General features: G+C 69.8%; 16 protein-coding genes. 7 read left to right on the top strand and 9 right to left on the bottom strand.

Annotated elements, in window-relative coordinates:
• Window positions 1–95: 95 nt before the first annotated feature.
• The 5 genes from A4R44_RS43755 to tig all read right to left on the bottom strand — a co-directional run bounded on the left by A4R44_RS43755 (window position 96) and on the right by tig (window position 4,912).
• Window positions 96–494 (bottom strand): hypothetical protein, encoded by a 399-nt coding sequence (locus A4R44_RS43755; RefSeq protein WP_202505556.1) that lies wholly within the window; start codon window positions 492–494, stop codon window positions 96–98.
• A 70-nt stretch (window positions 495–564) separates the two neighbouring features.
• Window positions 565–1,860, bottom strand: a complete 1,296-nt coding sequence (gene clpX, locus A4R44_RS43750) for an ATP-dependent Clp protease ATP-binding subunit ClpX (RefSeq protein WP_037813853.1) — start codon at window positions 1,858–1,860, stop codon at window positions 565–567.
• A 223-nt stretch (window positions 1,861–2,083) separates the two neighbouring features.
• Window positions 2,084–2,746 (bottom strand): ATP-dependent Clp protease proteolytic subunit, encoded by a 663-nt coding sequence (locus A4R44_RS43745; protein ID WP_067595255.1) that lies wholly within the window; start codon window positions 2,744–2,746, stop codon window positions 2,084–2,086.
• Between the two features lie 25 nt (window positions 2,747–2,771).
• On the bottom strand, window positions 2,772–3,377 hold the full coding sequence (locus tag A4R44_RS43740; RefSeq protein ID WP_067595252.1) for a ClpP family protease: 606 nt from the start codon (window positions 3,375–3,377) through the stop codon (window positions 2,772–2,774).
• 143 nt (window positions 3,378–3,520) lie between these two features.
• Window positions 3,521–4,912 carry a trigger factor gene (gene tig, locus A4R44_RS43735; protein ID WP_067595249.1) on the bottom strand — a complete coding sequence of 464 codons (1,392 nt, stop codon included), beginning with the start codon at window positions 4,910–4,912 and terminating at the stop codon, window positions 3,521–3,523.
• A 174-nt stretch (window positions 4,913–5,086) separates the two neighbouring features.
• On the opposite strand from tig, the gene A4R44_RS43730 reads away from it, so the two are divergent.
• The 6 genes from A4R44_RS43730 (at window position 5,087) to A4R44_RS43705 (ending at window position 13,643) form a co-directional block, all read left to right on the top strand.
• Window positions 5,087–5,935, top strand: coding sequence for a fructosamine kinase family protein (locus tag A4R44_RS43730; protein ID WP_067595246.1), 849 nt, complete (start codon window positions 5,087–5,089; stop codon window positions 5,933–5,935).
• A 381-nt stretch (window positions 5,936–6,316) separates the two neighbouring features.
• On the top strand, window positions 6,317–7,837 hold the full coding sequence (locus A4R44_RS43725) for a cell wall metabolism sensor histidine kinase WalK (protein ID WP_067595243.1): 1,521 nt from the start codon (window positions 6,317–6,319) through the stop codon (window positions 7,835–7,837).
• A 39-nt stretch (window positions 7,838–7,876) separates the two neighbouring features.
• The gene (locus tag A4R44_RS43720; RefSeq protein ID WP_067595240.1) at window positions 7,877–9,688 is read left to right on the top strand and encodes a glycosyltransferase family 39 protein; all 1,812 of its coding nucleotides are present in this window, start codon (window positions 7,877–7,879) and stop codon (window positions 9,686–9,688) included.
• Window positions 9,689–9,758: 70 nt separating this feature from the next.
• The gene (locus A4R44_RS43715) at window positions 9,759–11,024 is read left to right on the top strand and encodes a bifunctional glycosyltransferase family 2/GtrA family protein (RefSeq protein ID WP_067595238.1); all 1,266 of its coding nucleotides are present in this window, start codon (window positions 9,759–9,761) and stop codon (window positions 11,022–11,024) included.
• On the top strand, window positions 11,021–12,853 hold the full coding sequence (locus A4R44_RS43710; protein WP_067595235.1) for a glycosyltransferase family 39 protein: 1,833 nt from the start codon (window positions 11,021–11,023) through the stop codon (window positions 12,851–12,853). The genes A4R44_RS43715 and A4R44_RS43710 overlap by 4 nt, the downstream gene beginning before the upstream one ends.
• Window positions 12,854–12,941: 88 nt before the next feature.
• Entirely contained in the window at window positions 12,942–13,643 is a 702-nt protein-coding gene (locus A4R44_RS43705) for a PP2C family serine/threonine-protein phosphatase (RefSeq protein ID WP_067595232.1), read from the top strand.
• Here the strand turns inward: A4R44_RS43705 and A4R44_RS43700 are convergent.
• From A4R44_RS43700 to A4R44_RS43685, 4 genes are all read right to left on the bottom strand, one after another.
• Window positions 13,640–14,125 (bottom strand): DUF2127 domain-containing protein, encoded by a 486-nt coding sequence (locus tag A4R44_RS43700; protein WP_067595229.1) that lies wholly within the window; start codon window positions 14,123–14,125, stop codon window positions 13,640–13,642. The two genes, A4R44_RS43705 and A4R44_RS43700, sit on opposite strands and share 4 nt — an antisense overlap.
• Before the next feature lie 164 nt (window positions 14,126–14,289).
• Window positions 14,290–14,763: a hypothetical protein gene (locus A4R44_RS43695; RefSeq protein ID WP_093576157.1), complete on the bottom strand. Its 474-nt coding sequence runs from the start codon at window positions 14,761–14,763 to the stop codon at window positions 14,290–14,292.
• Window positions 14,764–14,992: 229 nt separating this feature from the next.
• Window positions 14,993–15,223 (bottom strand): zinc finger protein, encoded by a 231-nt coding sequence (locus A4R44_RS43690; RefSeq protein ID WP_067595226.1) that lies wholly within the window; start codon window positions 15,221–15,223, stop codon window positions 14,993–14,995.
• Window positions 15,224–15,819: 596 nt separating this feature from the next.
• The gene (locus A4R44_RS43685) at window positions 15,820–16,446 is read right to left on the bottom strand and encodes a maleylpyruvate isomerase family mycothiol-dependent enzyme (protein ID WP_067595221.1); all 627 of its coding nucleotides are present in this window, start codon (window positions 16,444–16,446) and stop codon (window positions 15,820–15,822) included.
• A 486-nt stretch (window positions 16,447–16,932) separates the two neighbouring features.
• Between A4R44_RS43685 and A4R44_RS43680 the strand changes: the two genes are divergently transcribed.
• Window positions 16,933–17,271 (top strand): hypothetical protein, encoded by a 339-nt coding sequence (locus A4R44_RS43680; protein ID WP_157905164.1) that lies wholly within the window; start codon window positions 16,933–16,935, stop codon window positions 17,269–17,271.
• Window positions 17,272–17,740: the final 469 nt, after the last annotated feature.

Raw genomic sequence — 17,740 nt, 5'->3', positions numbered from 1 at the left:
CACGCCGCCGCACACCCCCGGCACCGCGGGAAGGCGGCGGCTGCGCCTGAGCCGAGGTCGTGAGTGCTGATCACGGTTCTGACCGGGATCAGCACTCACGAGACCCAGCGGGCCACGACGGACATCACCCAGAACCCGACCATCGCCGCCAGCGCCATCAGCAGCGACCACCGCAACTGCTGTGCCCGGGTCTCCGAGCCGCGCAAGCGACGCAGGAACAGCCACGACACCACGAACAGCGGGATCGGCAGCAGCGGCAGCGCCGACAACCGGGTGCCGACCGCGACCAGGCACACCAGCGTGCACAGCGCGAGCAGGACCTCGGACGCGCGGGTCAGCCACGGGCACCGCGTCAGGACGGACGCGGCGACCCGTTCGCTCAGCTCCACAAGGCCGGCTACCGGCGCTGCGGAAGGCTCGGTATCGGCAGGCACCGCTTCGCCGGGGTCGGCAGTCTCGTCCCCCCGGGGTGCGGTCAGCGGCACGGTTGTCATCCTGTCCATTATCGCGCCTGCCGCCGGCACCCGGACAGCCGACTCCTGCTAACGCCCGGCGGCGGCCGGGTCAGGCCGACTTCTCGCCGCGTTCGCTGCGAGTGCGGCGCGACGGCTGGCGAGCCACGATCGTGGGGTTGACGTTCTCCCGCACGGTCTGCTCGGTGATCACGACCTTCGCCACGTCCTCGCGGCTCGGGATGTCGTACATGACCGGCTGGAGGACTTCCTCCATGATCGCGCGCAGGCCGCGGGCGCCGGTGCCGCGCAGGACGGCCTGATCGGCGATGGCCTCAAGCGCGGTCTTGGTGAACTCCAGCTCGACGTTGTCCATCTCGAAGAGCTTCTTGTACTGCTTCACCAGCGCGTTGCGCGGCTGCGTCAAGATCGAGACGAGCGATTCCTTGTCCAGGTGGTTCACCGTCGCCACGACCGGGAGCCTGCCGATGAACTCCGGGATCAGCCCGAACTTGATCAGGTCCTCCGGCATGGTGTCGGAGAACACGTCGCTGCCCTCGATCTCGGCCTTGGTGCGGATCTCCGCGCCGAACCCGAGGCCGCGCTTGCCGACCCGCTCGTTGATGATCTTTTCCAGCCCGGCGAACGCGCCCGCGACGATGAACAGCACGTTCGTGGTGTCGATCTGGATGAATTCCTGGTGCGGGTGCTTGCGCCCGCCCTGGGGCGGCACCGACGCGGTGGTGCCCTCGAGGATCTTCAGCAGCGCCTGCTGCACGCCCTCGCCGGACACGTCGCGGGTGATCGACGGGTTCTCGCTCTTGCGGGCGATCTTGTCGACCTCGTCGATGTAGATGATGCCGGTCTCGGCGCGCTTGACGTCGTAGTCGGCCGCCTGGATCAGCTTCAGCAGGATGTTCTCGACGTCCTCGCCGACGTAGCCCGCCTCGGTGAGCGCGGTGGCGTCGGCGATCGCGAACGGCACGTTCAGCAGCTTCGCCAGCGTCTGCGCGAGGTAGGTCTTGCCGCAGCCGGTGGGGCCGAGCATCAGGATGTTGGACTTGGCCAGCTCGACCGGCTCGTCCTTGGAGTCCTTCGGGCCGGACTTGTCGTCGGCCTGGATCCGCTTGTAGTGGTTGTACACCGCGACCGCGAGCGTCTTCTTCGCGTCGTCCTGGCCGATGATGTACTGCTCGAGGAACTCGTGGATGTCGGCGGGCTTCGGCAGCTCGTCGAGCTTCACGTCGCCGGCTTCGGCCAGCTCCTCTTCGATGATCTCGTTGCAGAGGTCGATGCACTCATCGCAGATGTAGACCCCTGGCCCGGCAATGAGCTTCTTCACCTGCTTCTGGCTCTTGCCGCAGAAAGAACACTTCAGCAGGTCGCCGCCGTCACCGATCCGTGCCATGGCCGTTGACCTCGTCCCCTCCGGTGCGCGAGACGCACCTGCACCACTGTCTGGCGGTCCCGGGACTGCCAGCCGTTCCCGGGACCAACACGCATTGCCATCGACGGTACCCGTCCGAAGGCGCGGCCGGGAACACCCGACCGTCTTCGGGCACGTCGACGACCGACACTAGACCAGCGGGCCGGTGCGCGTCGCGGATTCGCCGCGCACCGGCCCGTCGCGGTCAGTTCGCCGAGGCCTTCCGGTACGGGAGCACCTCGTCGATCAGGCCGTAGGCCTTGGCCTCTTCGGCGGTGAGGATCTTGTCCCGCTCGATGTCGGCCTTGATCTCGTCCGGTTCCTTGTTCGTGTGCTTCGCCAGGATGACCTCCATCTGGCGGCGCACGCGCTGGATCTCGTTGGCCTGGATCTCCAGGTCCGAGACCTGCCCGTAGGTGCCCTCGGTGGCCGGCTGGTGGATCAGCACGCGCGCGTTCGGCAGCGCCATGCGCTTGCCCGGCGTGCCCGCCGCCAGCAGCACCGCGGCGGCCGAAGCGGCCTGGCCGAGGCACACGGTGGAGATGTCCGGGCGGATGTACTGCATGGTGTCGTAGATCGCCATCAGCGACGTGAACGACCCGCCCGGGCTGTTGATGTAGATGCTGATGTCGCGGTCCGGGTCCTCGTGCTCGAGGTGCAGCAGCTGGGCCATCACGTCGTTGGCCGACGCGTCGTCCACCTGCACGCCGAGGAAGATCGTCCGCTCCTCGTACAGCTTGTTGTACGGGTTGGACTCTTTCACGCCGTAGCTGGTGCGCTCGACGTAGGACGGGAGGATGTACCGCGACTGAGGAGACAGTGCGGAATTCGGAGCCCGGAAGTCACCCGGGAGCCGGAAGTTGCTCATGATGCTCTCCTGTGTGCTTCGGGGCTCAGTTGCTCGACGTCAGGCCGCTGTCGCGGGTCAGCACGTGGTCGACGAAGCCGTAGTCCTTCGCCTCCTGCGCGGTGAACCAGCGGTCGCGGTCGCCGTCCTTGATGATCTGCTCGGTGGTCTGCCCGGTCTGCTCGGCGGTGATCTTCGCGAGCTCCTGCTTCCACTTGTTGAACAGGTCCGCCTGGATCGCGATGTCGGAGGCGGTGCCGCCGACGCCCGCGGACGGCTGGTGCATCAGGATGCGCGCGTGCGGGAGCGCGTAGCGCTTGCCGGGGGTGCCCGAGGAGAGCAGGAACTGCCCCATCGAGGCCGCCATGCCCATCGCGTAGGTGGCCACGTCCGGCTTGATCAGCTGCATGGTGTCGTAGATCGCGAACCCGGCGGTCACCGAGCCGCCCGGCGAGTTGATGTAGAACCGGATGTCGGATTCGGAGTCGTCCGCGTCGAGCAGCAGAAGCTGCGCGGTGAGCCGGTTGGCGACCTCGTCGTTGACCTCGGAGCCGAGAACGACGATGCGCTCCTGGAGCAACCGCTCGAACACCGAGTCGGTGAGGTTGAGCCCCGCGGTGCCGGTCCGCCCCTCGGGCATGTGCTGCTTCACGTCTGCCTGCCTTTTCACCGGCGGCGGGCCGGCCGGAGGGCCGCGCCGCCGCTGTCGTGTTCAGATGCTTGAGATCTTGCAACCGACCCTAACGAACTTGGGCGGTGCAGAATGCCTGACACCGCCCAAGTTCGCTCAGAGCTTTACTCCGCGGGGGTCGCCGCCGCTTCTTCGGTGACCTGGGTCTCCTCTTCGGAGGCCGCGGTGTCCGGCTCGTCAGCGCCGAACAGCTCGCTCAGGTCGACCTCGGACCCGGACTCGTTCTTCACCGTGGTGCCGCGCACGACCGAGGCGAGCGCCTTGCCGCGGCGCACGTCGGCGAAGATCGCGGTCAGCTGGCCGGACTGCTGGGCCCGCTGCACGTACTCGTCCGGGCTGACGCCGAAGCGCTGCGCCTGGTAGATGATCCGCTCGGTGAGCTCGCCGTCGTTGACCGACGTCTGCTCCTTGTCGGCGATGGTGTCCAGCAGCAGCTGCGTGCGGACGGCCTTCTCCGACTCCTCCTTGACCTCGGCGTTGAACTCGTCGAGGGTGCGGCCCTCGGCCTCGAGCGCCTTGGCGAACTGCTCCTCGTCGTGGTCGAACGGGTGAATCGCGTCGTGCTTGCGGTTCTCGATCTCGGCCTCGACGACCTTCTCCGGCAGCGGCACCTCGGTGCGCTCCAGGAGGATCTCGAGGACCTTGTCGCGCGCCTGGACGCCCTGCTGCATCGTCTTGACGCGGCCGAGGCGGGTGCGCAGGTCCTCGCGCAGCTCGTCGATCGTGTCGAACTCGCTCGCCAGCTGGGCGAACTCGTCGTCGGCCTCGGGCAGCTCGCGCTCCTTGACCGACTGCACGGTGACGGTGACCTCGGCGTCCTGGCCGGCGAACTCGCCCGCGACCAGCTTGGTGGTGAACACCTTGGTCTCGCCGGCGTTCGCGCCGACGATGGCCTCGTCGATGCCGTCCACGAGCTGGCCGGAGCCGATCTCGTAGGACAGGCCGGTGGTGGAGGCCTCTTCGACGGTCTTGCCCTCGACCGAGGCCGAGAGGTCGATCGAGACGAAGTCGCCGGTCTGGGCCGGGCGCTCGACGCCGGTCAGGGTGCCGAAGCGGGCGCGCAGCTCGTCGAGCTGCTCGGCGACCTCTTCGTCGGTGGTCTCGACGTCGTCGACGCTGATCTCGATGCCGGCGAGGTCGGGCAGCTCGATCTCCGGCCGCACGTCGACCTCGGCGCTGAACTCCAGCACCTCGCGGTCCTCGAGCTTGGTCACCTCGAACTCGGGCTGGCCGAGCGTCCGGACCTCGCCCGCGCGGACGGCCTCGATGTACTTGGCCGGGATGGCCTCGTTGACGACCTCGTCGAGCACCGGCGCGCGGCCGATCCGGCTTTCCAGGACGCGAGCGGGGACCTTGCCGGGACGGAAACCGGGGACCCGCACCTGCTGGGCGATCTTCCGGTACGCGGCGTCGAAGTTCGGCTTGAGCTCGTCGAACGGCACCTCGACATTGATCTTCACTCGCGTCGGGCTGAGCTGCTCGACGGTGCTCTTCAAGGTCTTCTCCTCGAGCGGTAAACGATGGGGGCGGACAGTCCCTCGGGACCGCCCCGGTCACCTGCTGACCGGGATATCCGAGTCTAGGCCAGAGGGTTGACAAGACTGGCCGCGGGTCACCTGCCGCATCCGCGCCGATCAGCGGCCGTCGCAGCGCGCCCGTAGCGTCGGGACGTGGTTTCCGGGCAGCAGAACGAAGGTCCGGCCGCTGCGGCGGCGCGGCTCACCGGGTGCGAGACGGTCTCCCACGGCGCTTCAGGCGCCCTGAGTGAGATCGCGTTAACCGATGGCGCCCACCGGTTCGAGACGGTGGTGAAACGCGGCCACGCTCCCGGCGCGACCCGAGCCGAGGCGGCCGGACTGCGCTGGCTCGCCGAGGCGGACGCAGTACGGATCCCCCGGGTGCACGGCGCGGACGACACGTGGCTGGTGCTGGACCGGGTGACTGAGAGCACCCCGGCACACGCGGAGGAGTTCGGCCGAAACCTTGCGCGGTTGCACGCGGCCGGAGCCCCAGCGTTCGGTGCGCCTCCCCCGGACGGCTTGACCGACGCCTGGATCGGCACCGCGCCGATGCGCAATGCCCCGGGCGAGTCGTGGCCAGAGTGGTACGCGGACTACCGAATCCTCCCCTACGTACGGATGGCCTCCGAGATCCTCGACCCGGCGGTCTTCGAGCGAGCCTGCACGCGAATCCCGTCGGTGACTGGCCCAGCGGAACCGCCTGCCCGGCTGCACGGTGATTTGTGGAGCGGCAATGTCCTGTGGGACTCCGGCGGAGCGGTACTGATCGACCCCGCCGCGCACGGCGGACACCGGGAGACCGATCTCGCGATGCTGCACCTATTCGGCTGCCCGCAGTTAGAACGGATCATGGCCGCCTACGACGAGGTCGCGCCACTGGCCGACGGTTACCGGGAGCGGATCGCACTGCACCAGCTTTTCCCGCTTCTGGTGCACACAGTCCTGTTCGGACGGTCCTACGCCGGACAAGCAACCGCCGCCGCACGCTCACTGGGCTGACCCCCGCGCTTTGCTGTCCGTGAGGGCCACCCTCATTGACCCTGCTTCCCTCACGCCCCCCACCGCCACCAGCCCCCTGCACGCTCCACGTGCGAACCCCCGCCCACACCCATCACCCACCGCAGCCCGACGCACCCAACCATCGAGGCACCCACACCACCCCCGCACCCCGATACGAAGCCCCCCTGCGGGCGGCGGGTGCTTGTCAAGGCATCTTTCCCGCCTTGACAAGCACCCGCCGCCCGTCAGCACAATCAAGCTTCGGGGTGCCCCACGCCAGCGACCACGGCAATGTCGCCCCCAGGCGACGAGCCGCCCCCGCACAGCCCACTCACAGCGAGCACACATCGCCCCCACACCGACGAACCGCACGCTCAAGACATGAGCTTCCGCGCAAGGTTCGCCGCCGCCCACCCGGCCCGGCAATCCCTGCGCACCAAACTGACCGTCTCCGTAGTAATCCTCCTCTCCCTGGTCTGCCTGACTATCGGCGTAATCAGCGAATTCGCCCTCCGCGCCTTCCTGATGACCCAAACCGACACCCAGCTCTCCGCAGCCACCGCCCGCGCCCTGGACTTCGCCACCCACCCCGGCCCTCCCGGCAGCGAACGCAACCTCCTGGACGCCCCGGGACAAGGCGCGGGCACAGTCACCGCCCGCTTCTCCCCGGACGGCGCGAACGGCACCGGCGGCTGGCTGTCCCCGCACGGCCAACGCGTCACACTGAACCCCGACGAACTGGCCGCCCTGCGAGATCTCCCCGCCAACGGCCGTCCCTACACCCGCACCATCAGCACCCTCGGCGACTACCGCCTCACCGCGTTCCCGGTCTCCGACGGCGTAGTCATCACCGGCGTCCCCCTGGCACCGATGCAGCAAACGCTCCTGACCGTCGGCCTGATCCTCTTCGGAGTAGCCGCCGCCGGAGTAACCGGCGCAGCGTTCCTGGGCGCCTTCGCCGTCCGCCGAACCCTCCGCCCGCTGGAACGCGTCGCGGAAACCGCCTCCCGAGTCTCCGAACTCCCGCTGGACCGAGGCGACGTCGACCTGTCCGTCCGAGTCCCCGCCCAGGACACCGACCCCCGCACTGAAGTCGGCCAGGTCGGCGCGGCGCTGAACCACATGCTCGGCCACATCTCCTCCGCCCTCGAAGCCCGGCACGCCAGCGAACTGCGCGTCCGCCGCTTCGTCGCCGACGCCAGCCACGAACTGCGCACGCCGCTCGCCGCCATCCGCGGTTACGCCGAACTCGCCGGACGGTCCGGCAGCCACGCCCCACCGGATGTCGCGCATTCGATGACCCGGATCGAGTCCGAAGCGGACCGGATGACCGCGCTCGTCGAAGACCTCCTCCTGCTCGCCCGCCTGGACGCCGGCCGTCCGCTGGACGTCGCCGAAGTCGACCTGACCCGGTTGGTCGCGGACGCGGTCGGCGACGCGCACGTGGCCGGTCCGCACCACGTCTGGCAGCTCGCGATGCCGGACGAGCCGATCCTCGTCCTGGGCGATGTCCAACGGCTGCACCAGGTTCTGGCGAACCTGCTCGCGAACGCCCGCGTCCACACGCCGCCCGGCAGCACGGTCGTCACCGCACTCACCCGATCCGCGGACGGAAGCGCCGTAGTGACCGTGACCGACAACGGCCCGGGCATCCCGCCGCAGTTGCAGCCAGCGGTGTTCGAACGCTTCGCCCGCGGCGACTCCTCACGGTCGCGGGCAGCCGGTTCGACCGGGCTCGGCCTGGCGATCGCGTCCGCCGTGGTGACCGCCCACCACGGCGCCATCGCGATGCGCAGCCGCCAAGGCCGGACGGAATTCGACGTGCGGCTGCCGATCGCGGTCCCGGCCCAGCGGACGCCGCTCGTGAATGACCGCAAGTCCCACAGCGGGCACACAGGGTAGGCACAACCCGGCCCCAGGTCATCCCGCGAGGCTGGCCGCATGACCGCAGTCGCGACTCCTTCAGCTGTTCCCGCCGCGCCAGTGCGGCGCGCCGAGCCGAGGTGGGTGCGCCCGTCCCTCGGGCTGCTGCTCGTCGCCACCGCTGCCCTGTATCTGTGGGAGCTCAGCGCTTCCGGCTGGGCCAACGCGTTCTACTCCGCCGCCGCACAAGCGGGATCGCAGAGCTGGAAAGCGTTGTTCTTCGGCGCCACCGACGCGGCCAACGGCATCACCGTGGACAAGACGCCAGCCGCGCTCTGGGTGATGAGCCTGTCCGCGCGGCTGTTCGGGGTGAACGCGTGGAGCATCCTGGTGCCGCAAGCGTTGCTGGGTGTCGGCTCCACGTGGCTGCTGTATGCGACTGTGCGGCGCACTTCCGGTGCGGCTGCGGGATTGCTCGCTGGCGCGGTGCTCACCCTCACCCCGGCTGCGGCGCTGATCTTCCGCTTCAACAACCCGGACGCGTTGCTGGTGCTGGTGCTGATCGCCGCCGCCTACGGCACGGTGCGGGCGATCGAGAAGGCCAGCCCTCGATGGCTCGTTTTCGCCGGTGTGGCAATCGGATTCGGCTTCCTCGCCAAGATGTTGCAGGCGTTCCTCGTGCTGCCCGCTTTCGCCCTCGCCTACCTCGTCGCCGCACCGATCGCCCTGGGCAAGCGTCTGCTGCATTTGCTCGCCGGGCTCGCCGCGGTGGTGGTTTCGGCAGGCTGGTACCTCGCCGTCGTGGCGTTGTGGCCGGTCGCGGACCGGCCGTACATCGGCGGATCGCAGAACAACAGTCTGCTCGAACTTACCTTGGGCTACAACGGTTTCGGCCGCATCACCGGCGACGAGACCGGCAGTGTCGGCGGAAGTCCGGGCGGCGGCTGGGGCAGCACCGGGCTGTTCCGGTTGTTCGGCAGCGAGATGGCGGGCGGTATCGCGTGGCTGCTGCCCGCGGCGGTGCTCGCGCTCGGCGCCGGCCTCTGGTTCACCCGTTACGCGCCCCGCACCGACCGCAGCCGCGCTTCGCTGCTGCTCTGGGGCGGCTGGCTCATCGTGACCGCCGCGGTGTTCAGCTTCATGGGCGGGATCATCCATCCGTACTACACCGTCGCGCTCGCCCCGGCGATCGCCGCGCTCGTCGGGACCGCAGCCGTCCAGTTGTGGCGGATCCGCACCGATCCGGCCGCCGTCGGGCTGTTGAGCGGCGGAGTCGCGCTGACGACGGTGACGAGCTATCTGCTGCTGAACAGTTCCTGGCAACCGTGGCTGGCCCCGGCCGTGCTCGTTCTCGGGCTTTTGGCGGCTATCGCACTGTTTTTCGTTCAGCACTTCGGCCGGATCGCTGCGGTGCTGGGGCTGGTCGTGCTGCTCACCGGAACCGGCGCGTACAGCCTCGCCACCGCGGCGACCCCGCACAGCGGCGCGATCCCGTCCGCCGGACCGAATACGCGGCAAATGTTCGGCGGCGGCGGATTGCTCGGCACCACCCTGCCCGGCGCGAATCTGACCGCACTGCTGCAGAAGTCCGGCGACCACCGGTGGGCCGCGGCGACCGTCGGGTCCAACAATGCCGCCGGTTACCAGCTCGGCAGCGGCAAACCAGTGCTCGCGGTGGGCGGATTCAACGGTACCGACCCGTATCCGACGCTCGCGCAGTTCCAGCAATACCTCCGGCAGGGACAGATCCGTTACTTCCTCGGCGACGGCATGACCATGCGCGGCTCCCGCAGCGGGAGCGACGTCGCCGAACAGATCGCGCAGTGGGTAGCCGAGAACTACCAAATGACCACAGTGGACGGTGTCGCCGTCTATGACCTGACTGCCTGATTCCGCGGCGCACAGCGCAGGCACAGGAACACCACAACGTGGCCAAAGCCCGGCGGCCGACAGTGAAATCATGAACGCCACCGCCCCCTCCCGAAGCGGCGCCCCGCGGCCCGGGACGACTCCGGTCGGCCTCGGCGGCCCGCATCCCGTGCTCGACGTCGTCATCCCGGTCTACAACGAGGAAGCCGACCTCGAACCGTGCATCCGCAGACTGCGGGCGCACCTCGCCGAACGGGCCGGCTACCCGTACCGGATCACCGTCGCGGACAACGCGAGCACCGACAAAACCCTTGCCGTGGCCGGGGAACTGGCCCGTGAGTTCCCCGAGGTCGAGGTGCGCCACCTGGACGAGAAGGGCCGCGGCCGCGCGCTGCAGGCCGTCTGGTCCGTCTCGGACGCCGCCGTGCTGGCCTACATGGACGTGGACCTGTCCACCGATCTGGCCGCGCTGGACCCGCTCGTCGCGCCGTTGCTGTCCGGACATTCGGACGTCGCGATCGGCAGCCGCCTCGCCCGCGGCGCCCGCGTGGTCCGCGGGCCGAAGCGCGAGTTCATCTCCCGCTGCTACAACCTGCTCCTCCGCGGCACGCTCGCGGCGAGATTCTCCGACGCGCAATGCGGGTTCAAGGCGATCCGCGCCGACGTCGCCCGCGCGCTGCTCCCCCACGTGCGCGACACCGGATGGTTCTTCGACACCGAACTGCTCGTGCTCGCCCAGCGCGCCGGGCTGCGGATCCACGAGGTGCCGGTGGACTGGGTCGACGACCCGGACTCGTCGGTCGACCTCGTCGCGACCGCCACCGCCGACCTCAAAGGCATCGCCAGGGTCACCCGGGCGACCTTCACCGGCGAGATCCCCGTGCACCGGCTGCGCGCACAGCTCGGCCGCGAACCGATCGGCGTCCAGGCCCCCGGAGTGTCCCCGAGCCTGGTCAAACAACTCGTGCGGTTCGCCGCGGTCGGCGTCGCCAGCACCGTCGCGTACCTGCTGCTTTTCCTGCTGCTGCGGACCATGGTCGGCGCGCAGGCGGCCAACTTCACCGCGCTGCTCGTCACCGCGATCGCGAACACCGCGGTGAACCGGCGGGTGACGTTCGGCGTCCGCGGCCGGGCCGGAGCCGGCCGGCACCAGTTCGAAGGGCTGATCGTGTTCGGCCTCGGCCTGGCGCTGACCAGCGGTTCGCTCGCCCTGCTCAACCACACCACCCATCCCGGCCTCGCCCTGGAGACGACCGTGCTCGTGCTGGCGAACCTCGCCGCCACGGTGCTCCGTTTCCTGCTGCTGCGGGGCTGGGTCTTCAATCCGCGCCGTACCGCTGTCGAGGAGTCGTCTTGAGCGCTGTCCTGTCCGCCCGGCCCGCCGCCCCGGACGCGCCGGATCGCGCGAAGCCTCGCTGGATCCGTCCGTCGGTGTCCGGCCTCCTGGCGTTCACCGCAGTCCTGTACTTCTGGGACCTGACCGCTTCCGGGTTCGGCAACTCGTTCTACGCCGCGGCCGTGCAATCGGGCACACAGAGCTTGAAGGCGTGGCTGTTCGGCTCGCTGGACGCCGGAAACGTGATCACTGTCGACAAACCGCCTGCCGCGCTGTGGGCGGGGACGGCTTTCGCGCGGGTCTTCGGGTTCTCCAGCTTCACCGTGCTCGCCCCGCAGGCGTTGATGGGCGTCGGCTCGGTCGGGTTGCTGTACCTGACAGTTCGCCGGGTTTCCGGGCCGCTGCCCGGGTTGCTGGCCGGTGCGATGCTCGCGCTGACGCCGGTCGCCGCGCTGATGTTCCGGTTCAACAACCCGGACGCATTGCTCACGCTGCTCCTGATCGCCGGCGCGTACTGCACGGTGCGGGCGGTCGAGAAGGCCAGCCCTCGGTGGCTTGTGTTCGCCGGCGTGGCAATCGGTTTCGGTTTCCTGACGAAGATGATGCAGGCGTTCCTCGTGCTCCCCGCGTTCGCGCTGGCGTACCTCATCGCCGCGCCGGCCGGGCTCGGGAAACGGTTGCTGCACTTGGTTTACGCCGGGGTCGCGGTGATCGTGTCGGCTGGCTGGTTCGTGGCGCTGGTGGAGATCTGGCCTTCGGCTTCGCGGCCCTACATCGGCGGGTCGACCGGGAACAGCCTGCTGGAGCTGGCGCTCGGGTACAACGGGCTCGGGCGGATCTTCGGCGGGCAGGGCAACGGCTTCGGCGGTGGCGCCGGAGGCGGGATGGGCGGCGGGAACACCGCGTTCGGCGGCAGCTCCGGTCTCGGGCGGATGTTCGGCGCGAGCTTCGGCACCGAGGTCTCGTGGCTGCTGCCGGCCGCGCTGACCGGCCTGGCGGCCGGGTTGTGGTTCACCCGGCGGGCCGCACGCACCGACCGGACCCGGGCGTCGCTGCTGGTCTGGGGCGGGTGGCTGCTCGTGACCGGGTTGGTGTTCAGCTTCATGGGCGGCACCGTGCACCCGTACTACGCGGTGCAGCTCGCGCCCGCGATCGCCGCGCTGGTCGCGATTTCCGGGCACGCGCTGTGGCGCGGCCGGGCGCACACCGCGCCGCGGACGGTGCTGGGCGGGATGATCGCGGCGACCGCGGTGTGGGACTTCATCCTGCTCGACCGGACGCCGGACTGGTTTCCCGCGCTGCGCTGGGTGATCGTGGTGCTGGGGTTGCTCGTGAGCACCCTGGTGGCGGTCGGGGTGCCGCGAGTGCGCACCGTCGTGATCGGCTTGGCGGCGGCGGTCGTCCTGACGCTCGGGATCGGTACCGCCGGGTACGCCGTCGAGACGGTTTCCGTGCCGCACAGCGGTTCTATCCCGACTTCGGGTCCGCGTAGCAACGGCATAGGCGGTTTCGGCGGCGGAATGGACGAGACCAGCGGATCTGTCGGGCAGCTTTTGGGCGGCACGACGACGAAGTGGGCCGCTGCGACGACCGGATCGCAGTCGGCGGCGAGCCTGGAGCTGGCGAGCGGCAAGCCGGTGATCGGCATCGGCGGCTGGGACGGCAGCGATCCGGCCCCGACGCTGGAGCAGTTCCAACAGTACGTCGCGGCGGGCGAAGTGGCGTACTACGTGGACGGCGGCCGGGGCGGCGGTCCCGGCGGCGGGTCGAACGACATCTCCGAGTGGGTGGCCGCGAACTTCACCGCGACCACGGTCGGTGGCGAAACTGTTTACCAGCTCACCCGGTAAGTCCGGAAATCCTCAGCCTCCTCCCAGGAAGGAGGCGCATTCTGGAAAGCACGGAGAGTCATCCGCCGCGAACGTCCGGGAGGTCACGATGGCCGCATACCCACGCTGGCACACCGCGAGCGAGCAGGGACCGCGCGAACGCAACGCGGACGCGGTGAGCGCCTACGCGGCCGCCGGGGCACGCGGAATCACCTTCGCGCTCGCCGACGGCGTCGGGGACGACCCCGGCGCCGGGCGAGCCGCACAGGTCGCCGCCGCGGCCGCCGCACGCACTCCCGTCGAATCCGGTCCGGTCCGGGCGATTTTGGCTGCCCAGCAAGCAGTTCACCGGTTGGGCGGCACCGGAGACGCAGTCCTCGTGGTGGCCATGCCCTTCGCCGGCGGATACCGGATCGCCTGGGTCGGCGACGCGCGAGCGTACTCGTGGGACGGGTCGATGATCCACAAACTGACGCGGGACCACACGATGGCGGAGTACTTCCGCTCGCGGCACCAGCCGTACTCGCCGCGAATGGAGCACCTGGTCACCACGAGCGTCCGCACGGCGAAGCCCGAGGAGATCGGCACGACGGAAACCCCGAGCGGCGGCCTCCTGCTCACCAGCGACGGCGTGCACAAGGTCCTGACGCCCGCCACGATCGACGAAATCCTCGCCGACCCAGCCCGCGGCGCCTCAGCTCTGGTCGCCACCGCCATCGCCCTGGGCGGCCGCGACAACGCGACGGCGCTGTTCGTGGAAGCTCCGGACGTGGCCGCGCTGGTCACCGAGAGGTTTCCGACGGCCGCCTAGGCGCGCTCGCGTTTGAGGTTTCGGTACTCGCGGTAGACGAGCACGATGATCACCGCGTCGAGCGCCGCGAAGAACGGCAGCGCGATGGAGTGCGTTTCGCAGGCGCGGTAGATCTCGTACACGACGAACGCCGCGAGCACGACCATCGCGACCGGATACGCGCGGACCCACTTGCGCGCGAGCGCCCACACGAGGCCGAGCTTGAGCAACCCGTGCGCCAGCAGGTACACGACGGCGAACGTCTTGGTGCCCCCTCCGGCGAAATGCTCGGCAGCGGTTTCCAGATGCCGCGCAAGCGTGCCGGAGGGGTCGCCAAGCAGGTCGCGGGTGATGACCGCGTTGACGAACCCGGTGACGACCGTCGCGGGGATGAACGCCAGGATCAGCGCCCCGATCAGCTGAAGGGCTCCGTCGAGACCCTTCAGCGTGATCGCGATCTTGAATAGCCGCTCGGTGGAACGGGTAGAGGTCTCCTCGCTCATCGGTACAGGAAACCGGAAAAGGCCCGCGGGTGCTGGGTTGCTAGCCGGTTTTCGAACAGGTGATCCGGTTTGCGTCGCTGCGACTTGGCCGTGGGACGGGTGTTTCGGTTCGCGCACGCGGTGGGTCAGTGTCCCGATCCGGCGCTTCACCGCGCGGCTTCCCTTCAGTCGCGGAGCATTGCCACACCGCCCTTGCTCTGGCAATCCGCGCAGCGCGGATACCGTTTCGTGTGATTGTGCGGATCCTGCCCGAACGCCGGATAACACGCGGCTCCGCACAATCCGAGATACACCGGCCCGCAGCGCAGCGGACGGCGCCCGACTTGATGCGCGAGCCGCGCCGCGTTCTCCGGCGCGCCCGCCTGCGGCAGCCAGCCGTGCGCGGGCAGGCTTGCCAGGACGACCTCGTTCAGGTGATCGGCCCGCCGGACCAACGCCCGGCCGAGGTCGAGGAGACGCTCGCCGAGATCCCGCACCGCGTCCGGCCGCGGGCATCGTTCGTCGAGCGCACGAGTCAGGAACGCGAGATCCAGTGCCAGGGTGGCTTGCAGGTCTCGAATCCAGGCAACCAGCTCTGGGCCGGTGAGCCCGACTGCCGACGTGCGCTGTTCGGGCAGCCTGCTCCAGCGGCCGGTCATGCGCTGTTCCCGGTCCGCGCCCGGCGGCCCCGTGCTGCACCGACCACGCGCCGGACGCCAGCGTCCCTGCGGCCCCGTGCTGCACCGACCACGCGCCGGACGCCGGCGTCCCTGCGCGTCGACCCCGCGCTCGATGCTCCGGCCGATCCCGACGGCACTGCCTTTCGCGCCATGCGCGCCGAGTCCGGCCCCGCCGCGACCCGTGCACGCACAGCCGTCACCGCACTGTTCACGCCAGGCACCGTCCATCGCTCGAGCGCGCCCGTCCCTCCCGGCGGAGCCATTCGTCCGCGCAGTCAGTGCACGTCGGATCGAACCAATGGCCGCCGAGCTGCGGCACGTCACTGCGCGCGACCGTGACTTCGGCTCCGCACAGCGCGGTGAATGTTTCCCCAGGTCGCGGCGCGAACGGCTCGTCCAGCGCGTGCCGTTTCCCCTCCGCCTGTTGCCATCTGAACACCGGGCTCCTCCCCTTGTGGTGCGTGGAGTCCCATTTCGGATGTCGCCGCCGCGTAACGCAAGCCCCCGTTCCGGGTGATCATCAGAACCGGGATTTTCCCGTAGCCACAAGCACTTTCCCCGCGCGCCGGGGGCCGAGCACGGGTTACCGCCGAGTAAGCTGTCACCAGATGGTGACACCCCCGGAGGGCGGACGCCGCCGCGAGCGTTACGGTGCCCGTGCTGCCTCAGCGATGCGAAGCGCGGCAGCAGCCACGGGTGCCGCGAGGGGGAAGGCGGCGGACGTCCGCGGGGACATCACCTCGCTTTCTGGAGTGCGGTCGCGGCAATGACTGCTGTCGCCGAGCGCATACGCAACCCCCGCACGAGGGTTGTCACACGACAGTGGCGCGAATCGCCAGCGCGGGCTCGATCACGCCACGATGGCGGGCACGCCGCGTCCGAGTCACGCAGTGCGGTCACCACAGCCACGGGTCGCGGCACAGCGGGCGTTGCACCGCGTCAGGCCGGGTCGACAACGGTGCGGCTGATCAGCACACCGGCCTCATGGTTATGCAATGCGGGCCCGACACGCGCCTTGCTCGGCAACGAGCCGGGTCACGGCACGGTGGTACGACTGATCAGCACGTCGAGGCCGGGGCCGGTCAGATCGTCCGCCGCCGCGCGTCGGCCCGCCAATGCGAGCAGCAAGGCCTCCGCCGGGCCGCTGACTTCGACGCCGTTCCCGGACGCCCAGTCCAGGTCGGTCGCGACCGCACGCAGACCGGTCAGCCGGCGCGACACCCCGATCGGCGGAGCGCGCAGCGACAGCTCCAGCGCCCGGCGCAGCCGCACCGCCGGGATCGTCCTCGGCAGCCCGAGCGGGCGGCGGATGTCCTGTTGGTGGATCAGGCCGTCGAGAAACCCGATCATCCCGCCGAACCTGCCCAGGATCCGGCCCGGCTGCGGGTGCCGGCGCATGACGCCGATCAGCTCCTCCGGCGCGCGCACGCGATATTCGGCGAGGCCGGTTTCGTTGGCCCGGCTCAGCGAGAGCCTCGCTCGGGCCAGCCGTCGCGCCAGCTGGCGTCCGCTCAGTTCGTCGTAGCTCACGACGTGGGCGACGACCGAGCGAACGTTCCAGCCGGTGCACAGCGTCGGCTGGTCCCACTGTTCCGGCGTGAGCGTCTCCAGGAAGTCCGCGAAGTCGGCGCGCTCCTCGCGAGCCAGCGTCCGTACGTCCATGCCCTCCCCTGTCCGCGGCGGACACTCACCGTAGCAGCGCAGCCGTCGCGTTCGCCGGGTTGATCAGGACGGGAACTCCAAAGTGGACCTCTGCGCACATTCATCCGATCGGGTCGAATACGCACGGATGGATAACACCTGGAATAGTCCGGAAGATCGTGAATACCCGTTCCGGGAACACCAGTGCGCACGGCTTCGGCGAAGAATTTTCCGCACCGGGTTAGCGCTATCGGCAGCGGGCGTGCAAAGATAGCGTTGCCGCAGGCAGGAGGGGTTAAAAGGGTGGAATATTCCATTCCCCGGACGCCCGCCGCGGCCGCCGGGACCAGTTCCCCTCGGGGGCGGGCCGGGAACTGTGTTCCGGCACTTTTTCCGGCGGACAAGAAAGGATGCGCAATGACCGTTCCTGGCGCGGAAAATGCAGGCCAGGCGTGCCGCCAGGCAGAAGAACCGGACATTGGCGACGACAGACCGTATGCCGTCGCCGTGAGTCAACGCCCCGGCCGGGTGACAGTGACGTTTCACGAACCGGGCATGCCCCCGCCGGCTCCGGTCGCGCCCTCGCCGCGGCCGAGCACCAGACCGGCCTATCCGTCGTGGAAGACCGCGTGGACGTCGGTCGAGCTGGCCGCGCAGCGGCCGGACGGCGGGACTCAGCCGTGGCAGCTGATCGCGCTCCTGCTGATCCTGCTCGCCGGGGCGACCGCGATCGTCTTCGCGACCGCCGGCGTCCTGGCCGGTCTGGCCACCGCGAGCGGAGTCGCCCTCGTCAATGTCACCGGCGCCGTGCTGCGCAAGCGGCACACCGCGAACCGGGACGCCTGACCACCCTCGAAGCGGACGCCGGCGGCGGCTCGCAGCCGCCCGCGTTCTGCGCTCCCGGTGCCCGGCCGGGCAGGGCCGGGCACCGGGAGACGAGGTTGCCGTTCCCGCGCCGAGTGCTGGCGACGGGTGACGGCGGGGAGGGAAGGCCGGAGCGCGCTGCTCCATCGGACCTGCGCGAGTACGGCACGCCTGCTCGACGCGGCGTCGCCTGACTCGGCGGCCCGCCCCACGCTCTCGGCCGACCCCGCTTGGCGTGACTCGGCCCGGCATGACTCGATCCCCCGACACGGCGCGGACAACCTCGCCTAACCGGCCCGCCCGACCCCGCACGGCCGGGCGCAAACTCGGATCAAGCTCATGCGGCTCGCGGGGACTGGGCCCGCCCCTCCCCGCTCGACCACGGCCCCTCCCGGCTCACCTGCTCGGCTCGGCTCGGCTCGGCTCGGCTCGGCTCGGCTCGGCTCGGCTC

The sequence above is a fragment of the Amycolatopsis sp. M39 genome (assembly GCF_001651785.1).
GTDB classification, from domain to species: domain Bacteria; phylum Actinomycetota; class Actinomycetes; order Mycobacteriales; family Pseudonocardiaceae; genus Amycolatopsis; species Amycolatopsis rubida.
Note: the sequence above shows the minus strand (reverse complement) of the source record. Positions and strands in the feature narration are given on the sequence as shown.

Coding starts and splice junctions, on each gene's coding strand:
- A4R44_RS43745 (WP_067595255.1), bottom strand. CDS start 2,746: ATGAGCAACTTCCGGCTCCCGGGTGACTTCCGGGCTCCGAATTCCGCA.
- A4R44_RS43705 (WP_067595232.1), top strand. CDS start 12,942: ATGGCCGCATACCCACGCTGGCACACCGCGAGCGAGCAGGGACCGCGC.
- A4R44_RS43720 (WP_067595240.1), top strand. CDS start 7,877: ATGACCGCAGTCGCGACTCCTTCAGCTGTTCCCGCCGCGCCAGTGCGG.
- A4R44_RS43725 (WP_067595243.1), top strand. CDS start 6,317: ATGAGCTTCCGCGCAAGGTTCGCCGCCGCCCACCCGGCCCGGCAATCC.
- A4R44_RS43715 (WP_067595238.1), top strand. CDS start 9,759: ATGAACGCCACCGCCCCCTCCCGAAGCGGCGCCCCGCGGCCCGGGACG.
- A4R44_RS43695 (WP_093576157.1), bottom strand. CDS start 14,763: ATGACCGGCCGCTGGAGCAGGCTGCCCGAACAGCGCACGTCGGCAGTC.
- A4R44_RS43755 (WP_202505556.1), bottom strand. CDS start 494: ATGACAACCGTGCCGCTGACCGCACCCCGGGGGGACGAGACTGCCGAC.
- A4R44_RS43700 (WP_067595229.1), bottom strand. CDS start 14,125: ATGAGCGAGGAGACCTCTACCCGTTCCACCGAGCGGCTATTCAAGATC.
- clpX (WP_037813853.1), bottom strand. CDS start 1,860: ATGGCACGGATCGGTGACGGCGGCGACCTGCTGAAGTGTTCTTTCTGC.
- A4R44_RS43685 (WP_067595221.1), bottom strand. CDS start 16,446: ATGGACGTACGGACGCTGGCTCGCGAGGAGCGCGCCGACTTCGCGGAC.